Annotated in this window: 14 protein-coding genes, 3 tRNA genes and 1 riboswitch; of the genes, 7 read left to right on the top strand and 10 right to left on the bottom strand. The window is 63.1% G+C overall.

The window, feature by feature from the left end:
* The coding region (locus VA602_RS13895; protein ID WP_323453472.1) for an energy-coupling factor ABC transporter permease at window positions 1-534 on the bottom strand (534 nt) is incomplete at its 3' end.
* A 112-nt stretch (window positions 535-646) separates the two neighbouring features.
* Here VA602_RS13895 and VA602_RS13890 point away from each other — a divergent pair.
* From VA602_RS13890 to VA602_RS13880, 3 genes are all read left to right on the top strand, one after another.
* On the top strand, window positions 647-1,276 hold the full coding sequence (locus tag VA602_RS13890) for a DUF1780 domain-containing protein (protein ID WP_054895238.1): 630 nt from the start codon (window positions 647-649) through the stop codon (window positions 1,274-1,276).
* Between the two features lie 143 nt (window positions 1,277-1,419).
* Complete coding sequence (locus VA602_RS13885) at window positions 1,420-1,593, top strand: DUF3094 family protein (RefSeq protein ID WP_054895237.1); 174 nt, start codon at window positions 1,420-1,422, stop codon at window positions 1,591-1,593.
* Window positions 1,594-1,677: 84 nt separating this feature from the next.
* A complete protein-coding gene (locus VA602_RS13880) occupies window positions 1,678-2,973 on the top strand; it encodes an NAD(P)/FAD-dependent oxidoreductase (protein ID WP_054895236.1) in 1,296 nt (431 codons plus the stop codon).
* Window positions 2,974-3,077: 104 nt separating this feature from the next.
* On the opposite strand, the gene phnN is transcribed toward VA602_RS13880, so the two are convergent.
* Window positions 3,078-3,638: a phosphonate metabolism protein/1,5-bisphosphokinase (PRPP-forming) PhnN gene (phnN, locus tag VA602_RS13875; RefSeq protein WP_151925822.1), complete on the bottom strand. Its 561-nt coding sequence runs from the start codon at window positions 3,636-3,638 to the stop codon at window positions 3,078-3,080.
* 134 nt (window positions 3,639-3,772) lie between these two features.
* Between phnN and VA602_RS13870 the strand changes: the two genes are divergently transcribed.
* The gene (locus tag VA602_RS13870) at window positions 3,773-3,997 is read left to right on the top strand and encodes a hypothetical protein (protein WP_323453471.1); all 225 of its coding nucleotides are present in this window, start codon (window positions 3,773-3,775) and stop codon (window positions 3,995-3,997) included.
* On the opposite strand, the gene VA602_RS13865 is transcribed toward VA602_RS13870, so the two are convergent.
* From VA602_RS13865 to VA602_RS13835, 7 genes are all read right to left on the bottom strand, one after another.
* Window positions 3,983-4,058, bottom strand: a tRNA-Lys gene (locus VA602_RS13865). The two genes, VA602_RS13870 and VA602_RS13865, sit on opposite strands and share 15 nt — an antisense overlap.
* 5 nt (window positions 4,059-4,063) lie before the next feature.
* Window positions 4,064-4,140, bottom strand: a tRNA-Pro gene (locus tag VA602_RS13860).
* A 4-nt stretch (window positions 4,141-4,144) separates the two neighbouring features.
* Window positions 4,145-4,220: transfer RNA gene (locus VA602_RS13855), tRNA-Asn, on the bottom strand.
* A 336-nt stretch (window positions 4,221-4,556) separates the two neighbouring features.
* Window positions 4,557-7,121: an ATP-dependent chaperone ClpB gene (gene clpB / locus VA602_RS13850; protein ID WP_054895234.1), complete on the bottom strand. Its 2,565-nt coding sequence runs from the start codon at window positions 7,119-7,121 to the stop codon at window positions 4,557-4,559.
* A 208-nt stretch (window positions 7,122-7,329) separates the two neighbouring features.
* Complete coding sequence (locus tag VA602_RS13845) at window positions 7,330-8,694, bottom strand: DUF1329 domain-containing protein (protein WP_323453470.1); 1,365 nt, start codon at window positions 8,692-8,694, stop codon at window positions 7,330-7,332.
* A 24-nt stretch (window positions 8,695-8,718) separates the two neighbouring features.
* The gene (locus VA602_RS13840) at window positions 8,719-10,605 is read right to left on the bottom strand and encodes a DUF1302 domain-containing protein (protein ID WP_112897345.1); all 1,887 of its coding nucleotides are present in this window, start codon (window positions 10,603-10,605) and stop codon (window positions 8,719-8,721) included.
* Window positions 10,606-10,929: 324 nt separating this feature from the next.
* Window positions 10,930-12,612: a fatty acid--CoA ligase gene (locus tag VA602_RS13835; RefSeq protein WP_323453469.1), complete on the bottom strand. Its 1,683-nt coding sequence runs from the start codon at window positions 12,610-12,612 to the stop codon at window positions 10,930-10,932.
* A gap of 195 nt (window positions 12,613-12,807) precedes the next feature.
* Between VA602_RS13835 and VA602_RS13830 the strand changes: the two genes are divergently transcribed.
* The 3 genes from VA602_RS13830 to VA602_RS13820 all read left to right on the top strand — a co-directional run bounded on the left by VA602_RS13830 (window position 12,808) and on the right by VA602_RS13820 (window position 15,909).
* Window positions 12,808-13,767 (top strand): 2-hydroxyacid dehydrogenase, encoded by a 960-nt coding sequence (locus tag VA602_RS13830; protein WP_323453468.1) that lies wholly within the window; start codon window positions 12,808-12,810, stop codon window positions 13,765-13,767.
* A gap of 304 nt (window positions 13,768-14,071) precedes the next feature.
* A complete protein-coding gene (locus VA602_RS13825; RefSeq protein WP_323453467.1) occupies window positions 14,072-15,070 on the top strand; it encodes a class I SAM-dependent methyltransferase in 999 nt (332 codons plus the stop codon).
* 40 nt (window positions 15,071-15,110) lie between these two features.
* A riboswitch (yybP-ykoY riboswitch) is annotated at window positions 15,111-15,235 on the top strand.
* An 86-nt stretch (window positions 15,236-15,321) separates the two neighbouring features.
* Complete coding sequence (locus tag VA602_RS13820; protein WP_323453466.1) at window positions 15,322-15,909, top strand: TMEM165/GDT1 family protein; 588 nt, start codon at window positions 15,322-15,324, stop codon at window positions 15,907-15,909.
* A 154-nt stretch (window positions 15,910-16,063) separates the two neighbouring features.
* Here the strand turns inward: VA602_RS13820 and VA602_RS13815 are convergent, their stop codons facing one another.
* Complete coding sequence (locus tag VA602_RS13815; protein WP_054894582.1) at window positions 16,064-16,879, bottom strand: M48 family metallopeptidase; 816 nt, start codon at window positions 16,877-16,879, stop codon at window positions 16,064-16,066.
* Window positions 16,880-16,989 lie beyond the last annotated feature (110 nt).

Here is a 16,989-nt window from a genome sequence, read left to right as displayed (position 1 = left end):
ATCGCTGAGCCACTCGGGCATGGCGAACAGCCCGTCCAGCCATAGCACACCCAGCGCGGCCATCAGGCACAACAAGGTCGCCAGGGCGGCAGCGAAGAATCCCGAACAGAAGATATAGACGAACAGGTTACGCGGCTGGGCGCGTTCGACCAGGATCGCGCACACCTCGGTGACCAGCACCGGCAAGCCGATGATCAACAGGCCGTTCACGCCCAGCGCTGCCAGGTCCTGGCGGCCGAGGGCGAGCAGGCCGAGCTGGGCGAGAAAGCCGCCGAGTATGGCCAGCGGCCAATCCAGCAGGAGGGTCACGGCGGTCATGCCGATGAAGTGGTAGGACACGCCGGTGTCGAAATCGCGCCGCACCAGCCACAGCGCGAACAGGCCGAACACGGTGCCGAACAGCAGGTGCTGGCGGCGCGGGTCGCTGAACAGCTCGACCCAGCGGGTGCGGCTGGCCGCCCAGATCAACAGGGGAACGTAGGCCAGCCAGCCAAGTGTGAGGCTGGTGGAGGACAGGACCTGTGCGCTGATCACCGCGACCTCACGTGCATGTCGGATGCTTTCGAGTCTACACCCATTCCCTGATGACGATTCCCACGAACAAACAAGCCCTTATCCTTCACAATTGCAGGCTAAGCTTGTTCCCATGGATGACTCAGACTACCTGCGCCTGCTTACCATCCAGGCCGAACAAGCCAACGCGTTCCTGTCCAATGCCCGCAAATGGGAGCGTGAGCGTTGGGTCTGCCAGCGCCTGCTGCAAGGGTTGAACATTCCCTACCGCAGCGAGGACTTCACCCCGGCCGGGCAGGAGCCGCCCGACGTGCTGTTTCGCGATGCGGCGTTCGAGGTGTTCTTCGTACTCGACGAAGGGCGTCGGCTCAACGACGAATGGCGCGAGGAGCTGCAGCGTCGGCGCAGTGCCTTCTCCCTGGCCCAACTGGTGCGCCGCGAGGCGCGCCCCCGGCGAATCAGCGCGCAGGAGCTGCTCGCGCGCCTGGCCCCGACCCTGCGCAAGAAGGCGCACAACTACCGCGAGCGCGGGCTGGACTTGGGCGAGCTGGACATCATCGCCTTCGCCAGCCTCAAGCGCGAGGTGCTCGACCTCAACAGCCATTTCCCACCGCCCACCGAATACCTGCGCCAGGGCTGGCGCTCGTTGTCGCTGGTGGGGCCGACCTTCGCCCGGGTGCTGTTCGCCCACCCGGACGCGCCGGATTTCCTGCGTGGCAACCTGGGGCGCAGCATTCTGTTCGATGTCGGTATCAGTCTTTGATCGCGTGCCGGGTGTCTTTGCGATGGCGTACACTCGGCGGCGGAGATGAAAGGTATTATCATTTGTTTCACGTGCTTGCGATAACGCTGCAGGAAAGGTTGTAGCGTTCTCGTCATCCCAAGCGTCTACCCACGAGGCCCACCATGACCAGCCGCCTGAATCCGGAAGATCAGCGTCGCGTCGATGAGTATCTGCGAGCCCCCCAGCATCAAGTCGAGCGCAAGCCTTTCAGGCCCTGGCTGCTCCTTGCCCTGGTGGTGATCGTGACCATTGGTCTGGGCCTGTTGAGCCGCTTGCTGAGTGGACTGGTGCTATGAGCTGCCTCGCGCTCGCCCTCCTCTCTCGCACGCAGCGGCCGGACCTTGTGTCCAGGAATTCCGTAAAACTTGTGAGATATCCCCATGACTCATCGCATCGTGATTGTCGGCGGCGGCGCCGGCGGCGTGGAACTGGCGACCCGCCTGGGTAAGAGCCTCGGCAAGCGCAAGCGCGCCGAGATCACTCTGGTCGACGCCAACCTGACGCACATCTGGAAACCGCTGCTGCACGAAGTGGCTGCCGGTTCGCTGAACTCCTCGGAAGACGAGCTGAACTACGTGGCCCAGGCCAAGTGGAACCACTTCAACTTCCAGCTGGGGCGCATGAGCGGCCTGGACCGTGAAGGCAAGCAGATCCAGCTGGCCGCGACCCTCGACGAAGAAGGCCGCGAGCTGCTGCCGGCGCGCACCCTGGGCTACGACACGCTGGTGATCGCCGTAGGCAGCAACACCAACGACTTCGGCACCCTGGGCGCGGCGCAGCACTGCCTGTTCCTCGACAGCCGCAAGCAGGCCGAGCGCTTCCACCAGCAACTGCTCAACCACTACCTGCGCGCCCACGCGGGCGATCAGGCCAGCGAGCAGATCAGCGTGGCCATCGTCGGCGCCGGTGCGACCGGTGTGGAACTGGCGGCGGAGCTGCACAACGCAGCCCACGAGCTGGCGGCCTACGGCCTGGACCGCATCCAGCCCAAGGACATGCACATCACCCTGATCGAGGCTGGCCCGCGCGTGCTGCCAGCGCTGCCGGAGCGCATCAGCGTGCCGGTGCACAAGACCCTGGAGAAACTCGGGGTGACGGTGATGACCAACGCTGCGGTCAGCGAAGTGACCGAGGAAGGCCTGAAAACCGCGACTGGCGAAGTGATCCAGGCGAGCCTGAAGGTGTGGGCGGCAGGTATTCGTGCGCCAGGCTTCCTCAAGGATATCGACGGCCTGGAGACCAACCGGATCAACCAGTTGGTGGTACGTCCTACGCTGCAGACCACGCGGGATGACGACATCTTCGCCTTCGGCGACTGCGCCGCCTGCCCTCAACCAGGCAGCGACCGCAATGTGCCGCCACGGGCGCAGGCGGCGCACCAGCAGGCTTCGATGCTGGCCAAAAGCCTGAAGGCGCGGCTGGAGAACAAGCCGTTGCCAACCTACGCGTACAAGGACTACGGCTCGCTGGTGTCGCTGTCGCGCTTCTCGGCGGTGGGCAACCTGATGGGCAACCTGACCGGCAGCGTGATGCTGGAGGGTTGGCTGGCGCGGATGTTCTATGTGTCGCTGTACCGCATGCACCAGATGGCGCTGTATGGGGTGTTCCGCACGGCGATGTTGATGATCGGCAGCAAGATCGGCCGCGGCACCGAGCCGCGCCTGAAGCTGCACTGATCAGCTGAGATCACGAGGGCCGCTTTGCGGCCCTTTTTGCGAGCACGTCGCCGCGCAGGTGCCGCAAGCTCTGGCGTGATCGGCAGGGCAGAGGCCAGGCAGGGTCAGTTGCATGGCCGCTCAAGGTGCGCGAGCAGACGCGAGACGGTGTCGGCCAGTGGCCCGGAGTTGTCGAGCACCAGCAAGCCGGGGTCGGCCTCGCGCGCTTCGCTGGCAAAGCGGGCATTACGCGCCAGGCGCGCCTCCACTTCCTCCTGCGACTCACGTCCCCGCGCCAGCAGGCGCTGGCGCAGGATGTCCTGTTCGACACTGAGCAGTACCACCTGCAAATTCGGATAACGCTGCCGCGCCGTGTTCAGGTAGCCACGCGAGCCGTTCACCAGCACGTCGTGCCCTTCCCCCAGCCACTGGTCGATGACCCGTGGAATGCCGTAATGCAGGCCATTGGCCTGCCAGTGCAGGGCAAAGGCGCCGTCCCCGCGCATCTGCTCGAACTGTGCGGCGCTCACCGCCAGGGCGGCTTCGCCCATCGCTTCGGCAGACCGGGTGATGACCCGCCGGGCAATGCGACAGCCACGCGCTGTCAGTTGTTCGCGGGCGGCGTCCAGCAGGCTGTCCTTGCCGGATCCGGACGGCCCGATCAGGTAAATCAACCTGCCTGCCATCAGTACACCCTCTTCGCTTCTCGCCATACCTGCCGCACCGACGTGGATATCGCCACGGTCATGCAACCCTCGCAGCACTGACCCTTTGCACGGCACGGGGCAAACCGATGCCGCTGTGCTCGATGGTGCCGAGAATGAACGCGGCAGCAGGCTGGTCGAATGATAATCGCTGGGAGGATATCCAGCAGCCCCTCGCGCGCCAAGTCGGCGCTGCCACAGAGATTGTGGCTGGCCTTCAGCTTTTGCACAGGACAGTTGCTACCCAGGAAAACAGCCGCGAGTTACGAAATGATTTTCTCGAGACAAAAGAAAAAGGGCATCTCATTCGAGATGCCCTTTTTACATGGTGGGTCGTGTAGGATTCGAACCTACGACCAATTGGTTAAAAGCCAACTGCTCTACCAACTGAGCTAACGACCCGGAAATGGTCGGGGTGAGGGGATTCGAACTCCTGACATCCTGCTCCCAAAGCAGGCGCGCTACCGGACTGCGCTACACCCCGAAATTGGCTCCGCGACCTGGACTCGAACCAGGGACCCAATGATTAACAGTCATTTGCTCTACCGACTGAGCTATCGCGGAACTGAACTTCGTACAACTCTTACAGCTTCGAAGCTTGTGTTAGCTTCAATCTCTTTAGCGTTGTCGCTGCTGAGGTCGGCTATTCTACATTCTTCGTTTTGCTTGTCAACCACTTTTTTTTACCCAACTTACTGATTTGTAAGTTGTTTTCAGATCATCTTTACCGCCGGTGATCTGCGTAGTGCCTGACAGCGGGGCGAATATTAGGGGCACTCGTTTTTTTGTGCAAGCATTTTTTTCAAAATTTTCAGCGAGTTAGATCCAACGCCGAAAAATCAGGGGTTTGCGGGATCTGGGCAGGTGCCATCGCGGGGCAAGCCCGCGATGGCAACCCCCTCAGGCAAAGACGATCTCGTCGCCTTCCACCTTCGCCGTGATCGCCGCACCCGGCACGAACTGGCCACCGAGGATAAGTTGCGCCAGCGGGTTCTCGATCCAGCGCTGGATCGCACGCTTGAGCGGCCGTGCGCCATACACCGGGTCGTAGCCAACGGCAATCAGCTTGTCGAGGGCTTCCGGGCTCAGGCTCAGCGACAGCTCGCGCTCGGCCAGACGACCACGCAAGCGGCCCAGCTGGATCTCGGTGATACCGGCGATCTGCTCGCGGCCCAGCGGCTCGAACACCACCACTTCGTCGATCCGGTTGATGAACTCCGGACGGAAGTGCGAACCCACCGCATCCATCACCGCCGCACGTTGCGCCTCACGGTCGCCGACCAGTTCCTGAATCTGCGCCGAACCCAGGTTGGAGGTCATGACGATGACCGTGTTGCGGAAATCAACGGTACGCCCGTGGCTGTCGGTCAGGCGGCCATCCTCCAGTACCTGCAGGAGCACGTTGAACACATCCGGGTGCGCCTTCTCCACCTCGTCGAGCAATACCACCGAGTAGGGCTTGCGACGCACCGCCTCGGTCAGGTAGCCGCCCTCCTCATAACCCACATAGCCTGGCGGTGCACCGATCAGGCGAGCGACGGAGTGCTTCTCCATGAACTCGGACATGTCGATGCGCACCATGGCCTCCTCGGTGTCGAAGAGGAATTCGGCGAGCGCCTTGCACAGCTCGGTCTTGCCCACGCCGGTCGGGCCGAGGAACAGGAACGAGCCGCTCGGGCGATTCGGGTCGGACAACCCGGCACGCGACCGGCGCACGGCGTTGGCCACGGCAGTGACCGCCTCGTCCTGACCGATCACCCGCTCGTGCAGCAGGCCTTCCATCTTCAGCAGCTTCTCGCGCTCGCCTTCGAGCATCTTCGACACCGGGATGCCGGTCCACTTGGAGACGACCTCGGCGATCTCTTCCTCGGTGACCTTGTTGCGCAGCAACTGGTTCTCGGTCTTGCCGTGCTGATCGACCATCTGCAGGCTGCGCTCCAGGTCGGGGATCACCCCGTACTGCAACTCGGCCATGCGACTCAGGTCGCCTTTGCGGCGGGCGGCCTCGAGTTCCTGGCGAGCCTGTTCGATCTTTTGCTGGATCTGCGCCGAGCCCTGTACCTCGGCCTTTTCCGATGCCCAGATTTCCTCGAGATCGGAATATTCGCGCTCAAGGCGCTCGATTTCCTCGGTGAGTTTTTCCAGGCGCTTCTTCGCCGCTTCGTCCTCTTCCTTCTTCAGAGCCTGGGACTCCACCTTCAGTTGGATCAGGCGACGGTCAAGACGGTCGAGCACCTCTGGCTTGGAGTCGATTTCCATGCGGATGCGGCTGGCGGCCTCGTCGATCAGGTCGATGGCCTTGTCCGGCAACTGGCGGTCGGTGATGTAGCGGTGGCTGAGCTTGGCCGCAGCGATGATCGCACCGTCGGTGATGGCCACCTTGTGGTGCACTTCATAACGCTCTTTCAGGCCGCGAAGGATGGCAATGGTGTCTTCCTCGCTCGGCTCCTCGACCAGCACCTTCTGGAAACGCCGCTCGAGCGCTGCGTCCTTCTCGATGAACTGGCGGTACTCGTTGAGCGTGGTGGCGCCAACGCAGTGCAGCTCGCCACGGGCCAGGGCCGGCTTGAGCATGTTGCCGGCGTCCATCGCGCCCTCGCCCTTGCCGGCGCCGACCATGGTGTGCAGCTCGTCGATGAACAGGATGATCTGGCCTTCCTGCTTGGACAGCTCGTTGAGCAGGCCTTTGAGGCGCTCTTCGAACTCGCCGCGATACTTGGCGCCAGCGATCAGCGCACCCATGTCCAGGGCGAGCAGGCGCTTGCCCTTGAGGCCATCGGGCACTTCACCATTGATGATGCGCTGGGCCAGGCCTTCGGCGATGGCGGTCTTGCCGACGCCGGGCTCGCCGATCAGCACGGGGTTGTTCTTGGTGCGGCGCTGCAGTACCTGCACGGTGCGGCGAATTTCGTCGTCACGGCCGATCACCGGGTCGAGCTTGCCTTCTTCGGCACGCTTGGTCAGGTCGACGGTGTACTTGTCCAGCGCCTGGCGCGATTCCTCGGCGTTGGCATCATTGACCGCCTCGCCGCCGCGCAGGTTGTTGATGGCGTTTTCCAGAGCCTTCTTGCTCACGCCCTGGCCAAGCAGCAGCTTGCCAACCTTGCTGTTCTCGTCCATGGCGGCGAGCAGCACCAGCTCGCTGGAAATGAACTGGTCGCCCTTCTGCTGGGCCAGGCGGTCAGCCTGGTTGAGCAGGCGCGCCAGATCCTGGGACATGTTCACATCGCCCGTGGGGTTCTGGATTTTCGGCAGCTGGTCGAGCTCTTTGGTCAGCGCCTTGCGCAGGCTGCTGATGTCGAAGCCTACCTGCATCAGCAGGGGCTTGATCGAACCGCCCTGCTGCTCGATCAGTGCCTGCAGCAGATGCACTGGCTCGATGGCCGGATGGTCCATGCCAACGGCCAGGGATTGGGAATCGGATAATGCCAGTTGCAGCTTGCTTGTCAGTCGGTCTATTCGCATGGGGATACCTTCCTTTAAAGGGCAGGCGGAGCGATGGACAGCACCTGTAATGAAGAACCTGCCTGAGATGACCAATAGATAAGGCTGATTCTGGAAGATTCAAGCTTAGCGGGGTTGACCGAGGTCAGCCTGATGAACCGACCGAAACAGAAACGCCCCGGCAAGCCGGGGCGTTCTGGGAGATGACACGGAGTTGGTTTTTGAACGCTTAACGCACGCCACTCTGACGCAGGGCCGCAGGCTGGAAGTCAGCCTTGTTGGCGCTGAAGCTGAAGTCGTAGGATTTTTTCTCCTCGTTCTTCATGCCCAGTGCCAGGTAACGGCCCGACTGCAGGTCATAGATCGCTTCGAGGGTGTACCAAGGCACCTGGTTGTTGTAGTACGGCTGGGCATGCGCCTCGGACACGCGCCACAGCTGGTTGCGCCCGTCGTACTGGTCGATCACCGCAGCCTGCCAGGTATCTTCGTCGATGTAGAAGTCACGCTTGGCGTAGATGTGGCGCTGGCCTGGCTTCAGGGTCGCGACCACATGCCACACTCGGCGCAGCTCGTAGCGGGCCAGGTCCTGGTTGATGTGGCCGGCCTTGATGATGTCGGCGTACTTGAGCTTCGGATCGTCGAGCTTGTAGGCGTTGGAGGCGATATACATCTCCTTCTTGCCTTCGAGCTTCCAGTCGTAGCGGTCCGGCGCGCCGTTGTACATGTCCAGGTTGTCGGAGGTGCGCAGGCCGTCTGCGGCGGTACCCGGGCCGTCGTAGGAAACCTGCGGCGCCTGGCGCACACGGCGCTGGCCGGCATTGTAGATCCAGGCCTTGCGCGGTTCCTTGACCTGATCGAGGGTCTCGTGCACCAGCAGCACGGTCCCGGCCAGACGCGCCGGCGCAGTCACTTCCTGCTTGAAGTAGAACAGCACGTTGCCCGGGTTGTTCGGGTCGTAGTCCTTCATCTTGTCGCGGAACACGAACTGGTCGTTGAAATACACCAGGCTATAGGAACCGTTCTGCTGCGGCGTGGCCTGGGTGACCAGACGCGACACACTGCCACCGCGATAACGGGTGATGTGGTTCCAGATCACCTCGACACCGCTCTTGGGAATCGGGAACGGGATCGCGCCGCGGAAGTTGTTCAGACCGTTGCCGCCTTCGACCAGGGTGGTCTGGGTGGCGTTGGACTTGATGTCGGCGTACACGGCATCCGGCACGGTGGCGCCGCGGTGGGTCTTGTACACCGGCAGCTTGTAGGTATCCGGATAGCGCTTGAGCATCGCCAGTTGGCCAGGGGCCAGCTTGTCCTTGTACTGGTCGGCGTTCGCGGCGGTGATGGTGAACAGTGGCTTTTCGCTGCCGTACGGGTCGGACAGGAAGCCCCTGGCATCGACACTGCCGGCGGTCTTGGACAGCGGCTCCCAAGGGCCAATCGAGCCATCGGCGTTACCGGCCTTCTCCGCGCCCATCGGCGTGAGCGTGGTACCGAGCTTGGCCGCCTCATCGGCGGAAACCGCAGCCATGACGCTGGTCGCCAGCAGGGATATGCCCAGCACACCGGCTTTCAGCAGACTTGAGGTCATCTTCATCGTTGTCGTCCTGGATCAGAGTTCTTAGAAGTTCACGCCGAAGCTGAGGGCGACGAAGTCGCGGTCATCCACGGTGCTGTACTTGCCATCGAAGAAGTTGGTGTACGACAGGCTCGCCGTGTAGGTGTTCTGGTACTCGGCGTCCAGGCCCAGGCTGATCGCCTTGCGGCCTTCCTCGAAGTTGCCACCAGGGCCTGGCGAGTAGCCGGACACGTCGTGGGACCAGGCCACGTTGGGCTTGAGGTTGACCCCGGCGAAGACGTCGTTGTAGTCCCAGATCACCCGGGCGCGATAACCCCAGGAGGTGCTGGTGGTATAGCCGTCGTTCTCGCACTTGCGGTTGAGGTTGGTGGTCGAGGCGCCTGCACCGGCACCGGCGATGGTGCTGGCATTGAGTGCCTGGCAGGTGTTGGCGCCGCCGGTGGCCGGCAGCGGGCCTGGGCCGAATACCGGGTCACGGCCGTAACGGGTGTCGTGTGCGCTCTCCAGGCCGCCCACATGGGTGACGCCCAGTTCGCCCACCACGGTCATGCGGCTGGCGCCCATCACCTGGTCGAAGAAGTGCGTCAGGGTGGTCTGGAACTGGGTGATTTCCTTGCGGCGATAGCCGTGCAGGTCCTGACCCGGGGTACCGTTGAGCAGCGAAGCGTTGGCCAGGGCGCCGCCCAGTGGACGCACACCGGCGAACAGGATGTCGGTGGTATTCAACTGCACAGGAGCGTTGGGACGGTAGCTGATTTCACCGCTCCACGCCGTGCCGGTGGGCAGGGTGGTGGAGAAGCTCAGGCCGTACAGGCGGATGTCTTCAGGGTACTCGACGAAGTACTGCGAGTTGCCCGCGACGATCAGCGGCGCCAGCGGACGCAGGTTGGCTGGCAGCGACGGAATGCCGGCGAACACCGCAGGCGAGGCGCCGGTGGCGCTGAAGATCGGCGCACGGCTGTGGTAGTTCATGAAGTAGGCACCGAACTCGGTGTCCAGCGGTTCGAACATGTAGCGCAGCGCCACGCCGAACTGGCCGCTGTCACGCGCGTCGCGGTCCGGACCACGGCGCACCATCACGCCCTCTTCGTTGATGTTCACGCCACGGGTGGCGAGGAACTGCTGCGCTGCGCCTGGCACCGTGCGGCTGCTGTTGAGCACGCGCAGGTTGTCGGTGCAGCCGTCGGAGATAATGTCGGGCTGGGAGAAGAAGGTGCCGCAGTTGTCGGTGACGGTCTGGTCCCATTCGAGCTGATAGAAGGCTTCGGCCGACAGGTTGTCGGTCAGGCTCTGGGAGATGTAGAACATGTTGACCGGGATCAGGCCTTCCTTGATCTCGGCGCCTGGGCGGCGGAAGGCAGCGACGTCGATCGGGTTGATCGAGTTGATGCCGCCCCCGATGAAGGTACTTTCACCCCAGCTCACCACCTGCTTGCCGAAGCGCACCGAACCCGGCATGTCGGCGATGGCGTAGTTGTGGTAGATGAACGCGTCGAGCAATTGCGCGCCCGAGGACTTGGCCCCCGACTTGCGCCCCGAGTCGCTGATATCCTTGAACTCGCGGCCTTCGTCCTTGAGCTCGAAGTCGTACCAGTACTTGCCACGGACGAAGACGCCGGTGTCGCCGTACTTGAGTTCGAGATCGTGGATACCCTTGAAGATCTTGGAGAAGGTCTCGCCTTTCTTGAAGTTCAGGTGGCCATCGTCGGAGGTCTGGGACAGGCCCTTGCCACCGTTGTTGACGCCGATCAGGTTCTTGTTGGGATTGGCAGTCGACCAGCTGGCCCCGATGGAGAGCGATGAGTCGAACTGACCTTCGATTTCCCCGATGTTGAAACTCACACCGAATGCGGGACTTGCGAGCGTGGAAGCGAGGCTGACGGCCAAGGGCAGCTTGGCCCGGCGCCAGAACGGGTTTGCAGATGTCATCGACGCTACTCCATGTACTTTTTTGTTATGGCAGTGAGTCCTTTCAGAAACGGCCCCGAGCGCTGCGAGCAGGCTCCTGCCAGAGGCAGCACGGCATGCGCGTGCGCCCTCCCCCATTTCTGAAAATCCCCTGACCCGACTATAGCCAGCGGCCACACGCGCTTGATCCCTCTAAAGTGTGATTTGCGTCTCGCAAGCAGAGGCATCGCAAATGGCCACTTCGATCGCTGGCAGTGCAGAAGCATGGCTCAATTTCGTCGTTTGACAAGGCGCGATACCTCTAACACGCGGGTCACGCCAGGACAGGCGTGACCCGGGCAAGTGTTACAGGGTCGAGAGGAAGGTACTGTTACTGGCCTGCCACTGGGTGACGTCCACGCGGATACGCTTCTTGTCGAGCTTGCCCACGCTGGTCTTGGGAATTTCAGTAACAACGGCGATCTGGCTCGGAATCGCCCACTTGTTGATGTGCCCCAACTCGACGAACGGCTTGAGATGCTCCTTGAGCATCTTGGCGTCCAGCTGCTGGCCTTCGTGCACGACCAGCAGCGCGAATGGCCGCTCGCCCCACTGCGGATCGGGCACGCCGACCACCGCCACCTCGCGCACGGCCCCGTGACGGCTGATCAGGTCTTCAAGATCGAGGGAGGAGATCCATTCGCCGCCGGTCTTGATCACATCCTTGATGCGGTCGCGGATATCGATGTAGCCCATGCCATCGAGGGTGGCGACATCGCCGGTGTGCAACCAGCCGCCAGCCCACAGCTCGTTGCTCTTTTCCGGTTCGTTGAAATAGCCCATGGTCAGCCAGGGGGCGCGCAGCACCAGTTCGCCCTGGGCCTCGCCGTCGGCGGGCAGGAAGTTGCCCTGGTCGTCGACGATGGCCGCCTCCACCAAGGGTACGGGTACGCCGGCCTTGATGCGGTAGCTGACGCGCTCGTCTTCACCACCGGCCAGCAGTTCTTCGTTCAGGTGCGCGCAGGAGATCAGCGGGCAGGTTTCCGACATGCCATAGGCCGCAGTGAGCTGGATGCCCCGCGCCAGGGCAGCCTCGTACAGCGCCCGGTTGAGCGCGCTGCCGCCGATGATCACCTTCCAGCCACCGAAGTCCTGGCCCTTGGCTGAAGGGCAGTTGAGCAGCATCTGCAGGATGGTCGGCACGCAGTGGGAGAAGGTGACCTTTTCCTCGCGCCACAGCTTGATCAGCATGTCCGGCTCATAGCGCCCCGGATACACCTGCTTGACGCCCATCATGGTCGCCGCGTAGGGGATGCCCCAGGCATGAACGTGGAACATCGGCGTGATCGGCATGTAGACGTCGTTGGTGCTCAGCAGGCGCACGCTGTCGAGACTGCCGAGCACCGAGGTTTCGGCCAGGGTGTGCAGCACCAGTTGACGGTGGGTGAAGTACACGCCCTTGGGGTTGCCGGTGGTACCGGTGGTGTAGAAGGTGGTGGCCACCGAGTTCTCGTCGAAGTCGGGGAAGTCGTAATGCGGGCTGGCGGCGGCGAGCAGTTGCTCGTACTCACCGACCAGGTTCGGCAGCTCGGCGGTCTTGTCCGGGCCATCGGTGATCAGCAGGGTATTGTCGACCGTGGTCAGTTGCTCGGCGATGGCCTGGTAGAGGCCGACGAAATCGCTGTTGACCAGCACGAAGCGGTCTTCGGCGTGGTTCATGGTGTAGAGGATCTGCTCGGGAGACAGGCGCACGTTGATGGTGTGCACCACCGCGCCGATCATCGGGATGGCGAACATGCACTCCAGGTAACGATGGCTGTCCCAGTCCATCACCGCCACCGTGTCACCGGCCTTGACCCCAGCTTCGGTGAGCACGTTAGCCAGCCTGGCGATGCGCTCGCCGAGTTCGGGATAGGTCAGCCGCACCTTGTCGCGGTAGACGATTTCACGGGTCTTTTCGTAGCGGCTGCCAGACATCAGCAGGCGTTTGATCAGCAGCGGGTAGGTGTAGGCGCCGTCGGCGGGCTTGAGGAGGCGGGTCTGCAGCATGGGTATCCCTTTTCTGAAAAGCGTGCCGGATATTCAAGGATTTACTGTAGATCGGTGACGCGACGGTCAAATCAGCCGAAGGAATGATTTGGCGTCGCAAAGTATGAGTGGCAATGTGCGAACAGGGCGTTACAGCGCCGCAGAATCCGGAGCCGATGCGCTCCCCACCTCTGGCCTTTGCCGACGGAGCCGCCAATGTCGCGTCATGCAGTTTTTCTCGACCATCACTCCCTTGACCTGGGAGATCTCGACCTTTCTGCGCTCGAACAGCAGTTCGACAGCCTGCAACTGCATGCCGCCAGCGCAGCGGAACAGGTCAGCGAACGCCTGCAGGGCGCCAGCGTGGTGATCAGCAACAAAGTGATGCTCGATGCTGCGGCGCTTGCGGCCAATCCACAAGTGAAACTGATCCTGGTGGCCGCCACCGGCACCAACAACGTCGACCTCGCCGCCGCCCGCGCCCAAGGCATCACCGTGTGCAACTGCCAGGGCTACGGCACACCTTCGGTGGCGCAGCACACCCTGGCGCTGCTGCTGGCCCTGGCCACCCGGCTATGCGACTACCAGCAAGCGGTAAGGGACGGCGCATGGGCCAAGGCTAGCCAGTTCTGCCTGCTGGACTTCCCCATCGTCGAGCTGGAAGGCAAGACCCTGGGCCTGTTGGGGCACGGCGAGCTGGGCGGCGCGGTGGCGCGCCTGGCCGAGGCGTTCGGCATGCGTGTGCTGAGCGGGCAGATCCCTGGACGACCGGCGCGCGCCGATCGCCTGGCGCTGGATGAACTGCTGCCGCAAGTCGATGCCATGACACTGCACTGCCCGCTGAACGAGCAGACCCGCCACATGATCGGCGCCCGTGAACTGGCCTTGCTCAAGCCAGGTGCCCTGGTGGTGAATACCGCCCGCGGCGGCCTGATCGATGAACAGGCGCTGGCCGATGCCTTGCGCAGCGGTCACCTGGGCGGTGCGGCGACCGATGTGCTGAGCGTCGAGCCGCCGGTAAACGGCAACCCGCTGCTGGCGGCAGACATCCCGCGCCTGATCATCACCCCGCACAGCGCCTGGGGTGCGGTGGAGTCGCGCCAGCGTATCGTCGGGCAACTGGCCGAAAACGCCCAGGCGTTCTTCGCCGGTCAGCCACGGCGGGTGGTGGCCTGAAGCGCAAACCCGCTCGGTCGCGCCTAACAACCCGTGCACGGCCCTCAGCGCGGGTGCGGTACCTGTAGGAGCGGGCTTGCCCGCGAAAAAGGCACCGCGTTGCCTGGCACGGGCTACGCCCGTGTTCGCGGGCAAGTCGCAGCGGCGAACCGCCGCTCCCACAGATTTTGAGCAAGACAGTGGCTCCCACGCGGGATTGGGCTGGCCTTTAGATCTTGAACAATGCAGTTGCTCCTGCAGCGACCACGCCGCGTCCCGGTACGCCAAGTGATACACTTCGCGCTTTTTCAGGAGGCGTCCGCCGATGGACCCGCGCAGTGAAGTGTTGCTCCGCCAGGCGGACCTGTTCCAGGGCCCGCTGCTGATCGCCGGCGCCGCCGCCGATGGCCTGCTCGGGCAACTGCCGCACGCGCACGCCTGGACCTGGCACGCCGGTGATCAGGCGCTGCTGGAGCAGCGTTTCACCGGCCGCAGCCACTACGGCGTGGAGGTGCCACAGGTTCCGTTCGACGCGGCGGTACTGTTCCTGCCCAAATCCCGCGACCTTGCCGCCTACCTACTCAACGCCCTGGCCTCGCGCCTGGGCGGGCGCGAGCTGTATCTGGTCGGCGAGAAACGTGGCGGAATCGAAGGCGCGGCCAAGCAACTGCAGGCCTTCGGCAAACCGCGCAAGCTCGACAGCGCCCGCCACTGCCAGCTGTGGCAGGTGACCGTGGACAATGCGCTCGAGGCCAAGCCCCTGGAGAGCCTGGCGGAGCGCTTCGAGCTGGCGCTCGAGGATGGCCCGCTGCAGGTGGTCAGCCTCCCGGGCGTGTTCAGCCACGGCCGCCTGGATCGCGGCACCGCGCTGCTGCTGCAGCATCTGGAGCAACTGCCGGTCGGCCATGTGCTGGACTTTGGCTGTGGCGCGGGCGTACTCGGCGCGACCATCAAGCGACGTTATCCACAAAGCAACGTCACCCTGCTCGATGTCGATGCCTTCGCCGTGGCCGCCAGTCGACTGACCCTGGCTGCAAATGGTCTGCAAGGCGAGGTGATCAGCGGTGATGGCATTGATGCAGCACCCGATAATCTCACCGTTATCCTGAGCAATCCCCCGTTCCATACCGGGGTGCACACCGACTATCAGGCGGCGGAAAACCTGCTGAGAAAAAGCAGCAAAATTCTGCAAAAAGGCGGCGAAATACGCTTGGTTGCCAATAGCTTCCTGCGCTATCAACCCCTGCTCCACGAGGCCTTGGGCAACTGCGAAATCCGCGCCGAAGCAGACGGCTTCCGGATCTACAGGGCAACACGCGGTTAAAAAATTAACGCTTGCCCAAACCGTTTCGGCTAGGCAGAATCCGCTCCGTCCTAGGGGAGTAGTCTCCCGCAAGCACCCTCTGCTTGCCCGGTACGCGTCAACACACTTGGCCCACAGGCCATGGCGCGTGCGACCTCACGGCTCACACAGATGAGCCCGGGGTTTGACAAGACCTATGACACGCACACCTTACCCGGGGCGGGGAGGCTGTACGTGTCATAGCCGTGTCGACCCGCCCCGTAGGAAGCCTGATGCTCGAATCCCTGCTCGTTCCCACCGCCATCGTTGCGCTCGCTGAAATCGGCGACAAGACGCAATTGCTCGCGCTCATTCTCGCAGCGCGCTTTCGCAAGCCGTGGCCTATCATCGCCGGTATCGTCGCCGCCACCCTCGCCAACCATGCGGCCGCCGGCGCCGTGGGGGCCTGGGTCAGCGGGTTCTTCACCGAAAGCGTGCTGCACTGGATCCTGGCTGCAAGCTTCACCGCCACCGCCCTGTGGACCCTGGTCCCGGACAAGATGGACGATGACGAAACCAGCAATGCACGCCGCTTCGGCCCGTTCCTGACCACGTTGATCGCGTTCTTCCTGGCGGAGATCGGTGACAAGACCCAGGTCGCCACGGTGATGCTGGCCGCGCAGTACCCGCACCTGATCATGGTCATCATCGGCACTACGCTGGGCATGTTGATTGCCAACGTACCAGTGGTCCTGGCGGGCAACTTCGCGGCCGACAAACTGCCGCTGACGTTGATCCGTCGACTGGCGGCGGCAGCGTTCTTCGTGCTGGCAGCGGTCGCGGTGTATTCGGCGATGAAGACCAGTGGGTGGATTGGCTAAGGCCTTCAGGACAGGAACCGTGGAAGCCGACCGGCCTTTGGAAGCAAACCGGTTCCTGGGAACAAACCGGCCTGTGGGAGCGGGCTGGTCCCACAGGAATTGCTCCAGCCGCGGGATAGTTGAACCAGACAACTACCCCACAGCGCAGAGCGGGTTACTTCTTCGCCGCCTGGTACAGCGGCATCACCTTCGGAATCGCGGCCTGCAGCGACGCGATGCGGCTGGCCGAAGCCGGGTGAGTGCTCATGAACTCAGGCGGAGCGCCTTCGGACGCCTTGCTCATCTTGTTCCACAGGGTAATCGCCGCATTCGGGTCATAACCGGCACGCGCCGACAGCTCCAGACCGATCAGGTCGGCCTCGTTCTCATTGGCCCGACTGTTGGGCAGGGTCATGGAGTAGTTCACCACGGTGTCGGCCAGCGCCATGCTGTCCTGGCCAAGGCCGAAGATCGCACCGGCGCCCTGGCGCGCCATCTCGATACCGTAGGCCTTGGACATCGCCTCGCGACCATGCTCACGCAGGGCGTGGGCGATTTCATGGCCCATGACCGCAGCCAGCTCAGCGTCGGTGAGCTTGAGCTGATCGATCAGCCCGGTGTAGACGATGATCTTGCCGCCCGGGCCGCAGTTGGCGTTGAGCTCATCGCTCTTGATCACGTTGACCTCCCACTTCCATTGCGCGGCATCCGGCCGGAATTGCGGGGCCTGGGCAATCAGGCGGTCGGCAATGACCTGCACACGCTTGGCATCGGCACTGCTCTTGTCCAGCACGCCCTTGCTCGACGCTTCACCGAGCGTCTGCTGGTACGACTGCGCATACATCTGGTTGACCTCATCGGTCGACAGCATGCTGAACATGTACTGCTTGCGCTCGACGCCAACCGCTCCGCCGCTGGTGGTATTGACCGCCTGGCAACCACCCAGCAGAACGCTGGCGCTCAACAGGCTGATCACGAAAGACTTACGCATGAAAACACTCCCTTTTTACATGCCGCGTATCCTAGGCCCACTCGCCTGACCCTGCCAGAGCCGCAGGGAAGATTTCTCTCATCTTCCCCTCATGCTTTCCCTCGACCACG

It is taken from the genome of Pseudomonas machongensis (assembly GCF_034961125.1).
Taxonomy (GTDB): Bacteria; Pseudomonadota; Gammaproteobacteria; order Pseudomonadales; family Pseudomonadaceae; genus Aquipseudomonas; species Aquipseudomonas machongensis.
The sequence above is the reverse complement of the archived record's forward strand: the minus strand, read 5'-3'. Positions and strand labels throughout refer to the sequence as shown.